Annotated in this window: 5 protein-coding genes and 1 pseudogene; all 6 read left to right on the top strand. The window is 65.3% G+C overall.

All coding sequences use genetic code 11. The features are described 5' to 3' along the window. On the top strand, positions 1-597 hold a 597-nt coding region (locus tag EOA29_RS26990; protein ID WP_145969816.1), incomplete at its 5' end, for an ABC transporter ATP-binding protein. Between the two features lie 11 nt (positions 598-608). Then, positions 609-1,376, top strand: a complete 768-nt coding sequence (locus tag EOA29_RS26985) for an SDR family NAD(P)-dependent oxidoreductase (RefSeq protein ID WP_126091609.1) — start codon at positions 609-611, stop codon at positions 1,374-1,376. 40 nt (positions 1,377-1,416) lie between these two features. Next, positions 1,417-2,418 carry a sugar phosphate isomerase/epimerase family protein gene (locus EOA29_RS26980; protein ID WP_126091610.1) on the top strand — a complete coding sequence of 334 codons (1,002 nt, stop codon included), beginning with the start codon at positions 1,417-1,419 and terminating at the stop codon, positions 2,416-2,418. Then, complete coding sequence (locus EOA29_RS26975; protein ID WP_126091611.1) at positions 2,415-3,227, top strand: SDR family oxidoreductase; 813 nt, start codon at positions 2,415-2,417, stop codon at positions 3,225-3,227. The genes EOA29_RS26980 and EOA29_RS26975 overlap by 4 nt, the downstream gene beginning before the upstream one ends. An 11-nt stretch (positions 3,228-3,238) precedes the next feature. Continuing rightward, complete coding sequence (locus EOA29_RS26970; RefSeq protein ID WP_126095718.1) at positions 3,239-4,015, top strand: SDR family oxidoreductase; 777 nt, start codon at positions 3,239-3,241, stop codon at positions 4,013-4,015. 139 nt (positions 4,016-4,154) lie between these two features. Then, a pseudogene (locus EOA29_RS43260) lies at positions 4,155-4,303 on the top strand (sulfurtransferase); the annotation flags it as partial.

Raw genomic sequence — 4,303 nt, 5'->3', positions numbered from 1 at the left:
GACATGCGCACCGAGATCAAGAAGCTGCACAACCGTGTCGGCAAGACCACGGTCTATGTCACCCACGACCAGGTGGAGGCGATGACGCTCGCTTCGCGCATTGCCGTCATGCATCAGGGGTCGGTGCAGCAGTTCGACGCCGCGCAGATGATCTACAGCCGCCCCGCCAACATGTTCGTCGCGGGCTTCATGGGCTCGCCGGCGATGAATTTCATTCCCGCCGAGCTCGGCGACGGGGCGGGCCGGCCCTGCGTCACGGTTCGGACCGCGGATGGCGGCACGGCAGCGTTGGAACTTGCCCAGCCGGTGCCGGCCGGCGCGCCGAGGAACGTCGTGCTTGGCGTGCGGCCGGAACATATCTACCGCTTTTCGGACGACTTGAAGCACCGCAAGCGTGCCGTTGCGGCGGTGAAGGCCCCGGTCGAGCTGGTCGAGCCCACGGGTGCCGAGACCTTGGCGGTGCTTCGCTTCGGCGATCTCGAAGTCACCGGCCGTTTCGACCCGGACAGCGCCCCCCGGATGGGCGAGACAATGACGCTCGGCATCGACATGGCGCGGGCTTGCCTCTTCGATCCGACGACCCAATCCCTTCTTTGAAAGCTCAGCCTTTGACATTCGCTACCTATCCAAGCCTCGCAGACCGTGTCGTGCTGATCACCGGAGGAGCCTCTGGCATCGGCGCCGAAATGGTTCGCGCCTTTGCGGCCAACGCGGCGCGCGTGGCCTTTCTCGACATTCAGGAAGCGGTCGGCCGGGAACTGAAGGCGGAGCTTGCGGGCGCCACGCGCCACGCGCCTCTGTTCCTGCCATGCGATGTGACCGACATCGCGGCCCTGCGCGCAGCGATCGAGAATGTGCGGGAAAAGGCCGGGCCGGTTGCCGTCCTGGTGAACAACGCCGCCAATGATGACCGCCACGCAGTCGCTGAAGTGACGCCGGACTACTGGGATCATGCCCAAAACGTCAATCTGAAGCATCAGTTCTTCGCCGCCCAGGCCGTCCATCCGCAGATGAAGTCGCTGGGCTTTGGCTCCATCATCAACCTTTCCTCGACCTCCTGGCGCTTCGGCGCCGACCAGATGACCGCCTATGCCACGGCCAAGGCCGCGATCATCGGCATGACGCGGTCGTTGGCCCGCGCCTTCGGTCCCGACAATATCCGCGTCAACGCCATCGAGCCGGGCGCCGTGATCACCGAGCGGCAGCGCCGTCTTTGGTACACGACGCCGGAGTCCGTCGATCAGATGGTCGGGCGCCAGTTGATCAGGCGGGTTCTGCTGGCCGACGAGATCGCCCGCACGGCGCTTTTTCTCGCCGCCGACGACAGCCGCATGATCACCAAGCAATCCATCACCGTCGATGCGGGCCTGAGCTGATGCAGGTTCTCCGTTTCCCCTCGTTCGATCGGCTGGCCTGATGCTGCGCGTTGGTTTGAACCCCTATGGGCTTACCTATCATCTTGGGCTGCAGGGCCGCGGCACGCCGCGCGCCAACCCCAAGGGCGCGGGGCTGGAAGGCTTCATCGCCCTGGCCGAGGAGCTCGGCGCACGCACGCTCGAGATCTACGATCCATGGCTGGCGGAAATGTCCGATTACGGGCTGACCGCCCTGAAGGAGCGGCTCGATGGGCTTGGGATGACGCCCGTCGTCAGCGCCGGGCTCAACATGATGGGGCCGCTGGAGAGCGCGTTCCGTTCCGCCCGCTCGCTCGGCGCGAAGACTATCCGGCTCGGCCTGACACCGGTTCTGTGCGGTGACCGCAATGCCTGGGGCGACAAATGGGGCGAGCTCAACGCCTCGATCAGGTCGGCGCTTCAGCAATGGGGGCCGCGGGCCGAAGCCGAAGGCCGCGTGCTCGCCATCGAGAACCATCAGGATTTCGGCAGCGCCGAGCTGGTGGCGTTCTGCGAGACGGGCGGGCGAGGGGTCGGCATCACGTTCGACACCGGCAATACGTTTCCCGTCGCCGAGGCGCCGCTCGACTTCACCCGCCGCATCGCACCCTATGTGCGACATGTCCACCTGAAGGACTACCGCGTTCAGTTCACGGGCGAAGGATATCGGCTCGTGCGCTGCGCCATCGGCGACGGCGCCGTGCCCTTCAGCGACCTCGCGGCCCTGCTCGGCGACCTGCACGACGAACTCACCGCCGTGCTCGAGCCGGGCGCGCTCGAGGCGCGCCATGTGCGCTTTCTTCTCGACGACTGGTGGAACGGCTATCCGCCGAAAACCGCGCGCGAATTCGCCGCCTGCCTTGCCGCCGCGCAAAAGAATCGCCTGCCCGACGATGCCGATTTCCGCACTCCCTGGGAGCGCGGGGTCGACGGCGCCCTGGTTTCCTACGAGCTCGACATGATCCGGCGTAGCGCCGCCAACATGAAGGAGCTCGGCCTCATGACTCTGGAGAACCCCTCATGACAACTCGCGAACTCAGCGGCGTCACCGCCTTCGTCACCGGTTCCGGACGCGGCCTCGGCCACGTCATGGCCGACCGGCTGGCGGAACTCGGGGCGGACGTAGCAATCCACGACCTGGACTGGACCCAACCGGCGAAGTATGGCGAGTTCGCCGACCTCGGTGAATCGGCAAGGCACCTGGGACGACACGGCACCCGGGTCACCGCGGTCACCGGCAATATCGGCGACCGTGCCGCCGTTGCCGAGATGAAGCGCAAGATCGAGGCGGAACTCGGCGATGTGCATGTGCTCGTCAACTGCGCAGGCGGGGACATCGGCGCCAAGGGAACCAAGCCCAACCCCAACAACGCCCTCGACATCGATTACGAGGACATAAAGGTGCTCACCGAAAACAACCTGATCGGCACCATGCTGGTTTGCCAGGCCTTCGTGCCGCCGATGGTGAAGCGCGGGTCAGGTTCGGTGATCAATATCGCCTCGGCGGCCGCTCACCTCGGCTGCTCGCCGGAGGTCGTCTATTCGACGCTCAAGGCCGCTGTCGTCCACTATACCCGTTGCCTCGCCAAGGAACTGATCGACGAGGGCGTGCGGGTCAATGCAGTCAGCCCGGGGGCGACGAAAACCGCCCGGTTCCAGGCGACGCGCGTCGTCGATCCGGCCAGGATGGATTCGTCGAAGCGTTCCCTGAACCGCTATGCCGAGCCTGAAGAGATTGCCGAGGCTGTCGCCTTCCTCGCCGGATCGCGCGCCCGCTTCATCAACGGCCAGGTGATCCGCGTGGACGGCGGCTTCACGATCTTTCCGGGGTGATGCACGTGACGATGAGGGAAACTGCCATCAAGCGCTTCGACCTTTCCGGCCGGCTCGCCCTGGTAACCGGATCCTCGAAGGGGATAGGTTTCGCGATCGCCCGCGGCCTGGCCGAAGCAGGCGCGGAGCTGGTGCTCAACGCGCGCAACGAAAGCGTGCTGGAGGAGGCGCGGGCAAGGCTCGCCGCCGAAGGCCATAAGGTTCACGCTCGCGCCTTCGACGTGACCGACGCGGCCGCCGTGGCGGCAGCGGTCGATGCCATCGAGAGCGAAATCGGTCCGATCGAGATCCTCTTCAACAATGCCGGCACGCAGTTTCGCGCGCCGCTCGAGGAATTTCCGCTGGATGCCTGGGAAAGGCTCAAGGCGACCAATATCGACAGCGTGTTCCATGTCGGCCAGGCTGTGGCACGCCGCATGATCCCGCGCGGACACGGCAAAATCGTCAACATAGCCTCCGTGCAGAGCGAGCTGGCACGCACGAGCATCGCACCCTATACGGCGACCAAGGGTGCCGTGAAGATGCTGACCAAGGGCATGGCGACCGACTGGGCGCGATATGGCCTGCAGGTCAATGCGATCGGTCCAGGCTATTTCAACACCGAACTCAATGCCGCCCTGGTCGCCGACGCCGACTTCACCGCCTGGCTGGAGAAACGCACGCCTGCCGGCCGCTGGGCAGAGGTCGAGGAACTGATCGGGGCGGCGGTCTTCCTGGCATCGGATGCATCAAGCTTTGTCAACGGCCACGTCCTCTATGTCGACGGCGGCATCACGGCATCGCTGTGACGGGACGAGCGTAGAAGCTCTTCCTTGACAATCGGCGGGGACCGTTCCAGCATCATTGCAAGGGGTTCCCCGCGACGACCCCGTGAGGCGTCAGCCCAACGATCGCGTCCAAACTCTCTTCGTTCAGGAGGTGGACGCCATGCCATCAACCACCGCAATAACTGTCCCGCAACTTGCCCGTCTGGTCGGGGTGCCGGATGCGCCTGTTCTCATCGACGTGCGCATCGATGACGATTACCAGGCCGATCCACGCCTGCTGCCGGCATCCCGCCGGCGCGATTTCAGAAC

It is taken from the genome of Mesorhizobium sp. M1E.F.Ca.ET.063.01.1.1, assembly GCF_003998155.1.
Classification (GTDB): Bacteria; Pseudomonadota; Alphaproteobacteria; order Rhizobiales; family Rhizobiaceae; genus Mesorhizobium.
This window is presented reverse-complemented; position numbering and strand designations above follow the sequence as displayed.